This window comes from Brachyspira sp. (genome assembly GCF_050873525.1).
Classification (GTDB): domain Bacteria; phylum Spirochaetota; class Brachyspiria; order Brachyspirales; family Brachyspiraceae; genus Brachyspira.
The window spans coordinates 1-3,604 of record NZ_JBNMIZ010000248.1 but is presented as its reverse complement, the minus strand read 5'-3'; the positions used below and the strand labels follow the sequence as shown (position 1 = coordinate 3,604).

2 protein-coding genes are annotated in these 3,604 nt (G+C 32.9%); one reads left to right on the top strand and one right to left on the bottom strand.

The window, feature by feature from the left end:
* The first annotated feature begins 157 nt into the window (after positions 1-157).
* The gene (locus tag ACR0QS_RS12035) at positions 158-1,315 is read left to right on the top strand and encodes a hypothetical protein (RefSeq protein WP_432633696.1); all 1,158 of its coding nucleotides are present in this window, start codon (positions 158-160) and stop codon (positions 1,313-1,315) included.
* Between the two features lie 378 nt (positions 1,316-1,693).
* Here the strand turns inward: ACR0QS_RS12035 and ACR0QS_RS12030 are convergent, their stop codons facing one another.
* Positions 1,694-3,424: a proline--tRNA ligase gene (locus ACR0QS_RS12030; RefSeq protein WP_432633695.1), complete on the bottom strand. Its 1,731-nt coding sequence runs from the start codon at positions 3,422-3,424 to the stop codon at positions 1,694-1,696.
* Positions 3,425-3,604: the final 180 nt, after the last annotated feature.

Sequence of the window (3,604 nt, the reverse complement as noted above, 5' to 3'; positions counted from 1 at the left end):
TCTACTTGACTTTACTTAATAAATTTATTATACTATTATCGTTAAGGATAAAGTTTTGACGATTAATTGATTTGAGGAAATTCTAAATTGATTAAAATTAATTAATTAAAAAAACGAAATCCTTATAAATAAAAAATTTATTTGAAGGAGGCTTTATATGTTAAAGCGAACATTTAAGACTATCGCATTTTTAATGGTAGCAATTATTTTGGTTGCGGGATTTGTTTCCTGCATTGGAGGAGCAGACGAAATTACGGGAAGTTATTCGAGCGGAAATGTGAGCGGCGGAGACAATACAAGTAGCGGAGGCGGTAACACAAATTTGCCAAATTTACCAGACGGTAAACCGACTTTGACAAATGATAAACCAACTTCGCCAGACGATAATACAAATTCGACAACAGACGATAATCAGCCTTTCCAAGACGACAATCCGAACAATTATTACAAAGTTCGCGCTCCTTTTGCAGTGGGAGGAGAAGGTTTTACCAATGTAAGCTATAAAGACACAAACAAATTAAAACAATTATGGTTAGAGCAAATCAACAGAAAAGCGGCAAACGATGGAAAAGTTTTTGCCATTAAAAATGAAGCGAATAATAGAGGTATTGATAATTTTCAAAATAGACATACGCATGGAGAATATAGCGCGCAGGATTATTATTACTTCAATGAAAACGGCGATATGGTTTATAAAGAAGACAACCAAATCATCAAAAAATTTATTGGAGCGGTTATAATCGAGTATAGAGATATTAATATAGAAATGGGACATAAGACGAGGTTCGGAATTAACGATAATCGTAAGGCTATAGTAAATATTAGCTGGTCGAAAAGAGGCGTCTATACGGTTGGAGGCATTTACGCTAATACTTTGACAACCGAGCAGGCAAGGGAAAAATATGACGGCGATAATCCATTTAGAAAAGGAGTATTCGGTTTCGTAACTTATCGTCATAATGTAGAAACTTTCCATAATGGACCTGTTTTTGCAAATAATTTATTTGAAAGACAATATATAAATCCGGGTTTTATAGAAGTTTTCGTTATGTATGATTACGAGAATCATGGATATTCTGGCGCCGCGTCCGTTCATTCTTATTACGCTTATCATGGAATATATAATTATTATAAAGAATATGCCAATCATCCGGGAATTTATTTCACGCCACAAAATATGCCCTATATGACTAATCATAATTTATATTTGGGACAAAAGCCCGATTTTATAGATAAACATTTGAATCATAGCGCGTTATTTTCGGATAGCTGGCGTAATAAGGAATTCTTGTTTTTGCCGGGACATAAGAATTAAGACAATGAGAGTGTGTAAGTAATATATTAAAATTGGGGGAAGGCTAAAAAGTCTTCTCCTTTATTTTTTATGTTATTTGTTAAATAATTTATACAGATTGGATTGCTTCACTACCGTTCGCAATGACGGTTTAGAAAGTCTGCAATGACTATTTTAAAGGTTAGCAACGACAATGTTTTTTAGCTGTCATTCGCCGAAGGCGTCCCGCACTCTGTGGGCTTTAGCCTAGGGAACGAGGGCTTTAGCCCGAAGTAATCTATTAAAAGTGGATTGCTTCACTACCGTTCGCAATGACGGTTTAGAAAGTTTGCAATGACAGATAAAAATTCGTCATTACCGACACATGAAGATAAAAACTATCTCTACAAACGGGAATAATTATTTTTTTATTTCGTTAAATAATTCTTCTTTTTTACTTTTAACAAATTCCGCTATATCTTCAATTTTAATCTCTTCACTTTGAGCAGAGTTTCTTAATTTGAATTCAACAATTCCTTTCTCTAAAGATTTTTTACCTACAATAATTCTCATTGGAATTCCTATTAAATCGCAGTCGTTTAATTTTACGCCGAGCCTTAAATTTCTGTCGTCAAGTAAAGTTTCAATTCCAGCGGAGTTTAGCGAATCATAAATTTCAACCGCTTTATTAAAAGAATTCTCTCCTTCTTTATCAACGGCGATTATTATAACTTCGTAAGGAGCTACCGTAATCGGAAAAATTATTCCTTTGTCGTCATAATTTTGTTCTATAATCGAAGCCAAAGTTCTATTTAATCCAATCCCATAACAGCCCATTATTGGAAAAACTTCTTTATTGTTTTCATCCAATACTTTAAAATCGAACGCTTTAGTATATTTGTCGCCCAATTTGAAAATATGTCCCAATTCCAAACCTTTTTTTTGATATAATTTTTCTCCGCATTGAGGACATTTATCGCCTTCTTTCGCCGCCCTGAAATCGCCCCAAATATCGACTTTAATATCTCTTTCAATATTCACATTTTTTATATGAGTGTCGTCTTTATTTCCTCCGACTATAGCGTCCGAAACCGATTTTATAGAATAATCCGCATAGATTTTTATTTTCTTTTTTAATCCTATCGGCGATGCAAATCCGACTTTCGCTCCCGTAATTTCTTTAACCGTTTCTTCGTCCGCCAATTCTATTTCGAGTCCGCTTAAAGCGTTTGATAATTTAGTTTCGTTAATTTCCAAATCTCCTCTTATTATAACCGCTATAATTTCGTTTTCTTCCGTTTTGTATAAAATAGTTTTGATAAAATTATTCGCAGAAGTATTAAAAAATTTTTCCAAATCGTTAATCGTTTTTATATTTGGAGTATAAACTTCTTCCAAAGGTTTATCGCTATAGTTTTTTGCAATTTCTTCCGCTTTAACTTCCGCTTTTTCGACATTTGCCCGATAATCGCATTTTGAACAGAATATTATCGTCTCTTCTCCCACTTCGCTTAAAACCATAAATTCTTCGCTTCCTTCTCCGCCCATAGCTCCGCTGTCCGCTTTCACGCTCACGGTATTTAATCCCATCCTCTTAAAAATTTTCGTATAAGCCTTGCTCATATCGTTATAACTTTTATCTAACGATTCTTTTGTCATATTGAAAGAATATGCGTCCTTCATAATAAATTCTTTCGAGCGAATCACTCCATAGCGCGGTCTGATTTCATCTCTAAATTTTGTATGTATTTGATATAAAATTAAAGGCAAATCTTTATATGATTGAATTTCATTTTGAGCGGTAATCGTAAAGGCTTCTTCATGAGTCGGTCCCATTGCCATATCAATATCGTTTCTGTCTTTTAATCTGAATAATTCTTTTTTGAATCTTTCCCATCTTCCCGAAGGAGTAAGCAAAGTTTTTGAAACGAGCAAAGGCATTATGCATTCGTTCGAGTCTATAGCGTTCATCTCTTCTCTTATGATATTTGAGATTTTATTTAATACTCTCACTCCCAAAGGCAAATATGAATATAAACCGTTAGATATTTTTCTTGCAAGTCCCGCTCTAATCATTAATTTATTTGACGCTATTATGGCATCGTTTGGCGCTTCTTTTAAAGTCGGCATAAAGAGTTTAGATAAACGCATAATATTTTCCTTAAATTATTAAATAGATTTTTGATTTTCGATTAATAATATATTAAAAAATTAAAATTATCAACTAAATTTATTTTAATTAAGTATTGACATTTTTTAACGAAGTGTTATAATTAATTCAAATTAAAAATTAGTAGAAAATTTATGCAAAATACTATACTATACTATACT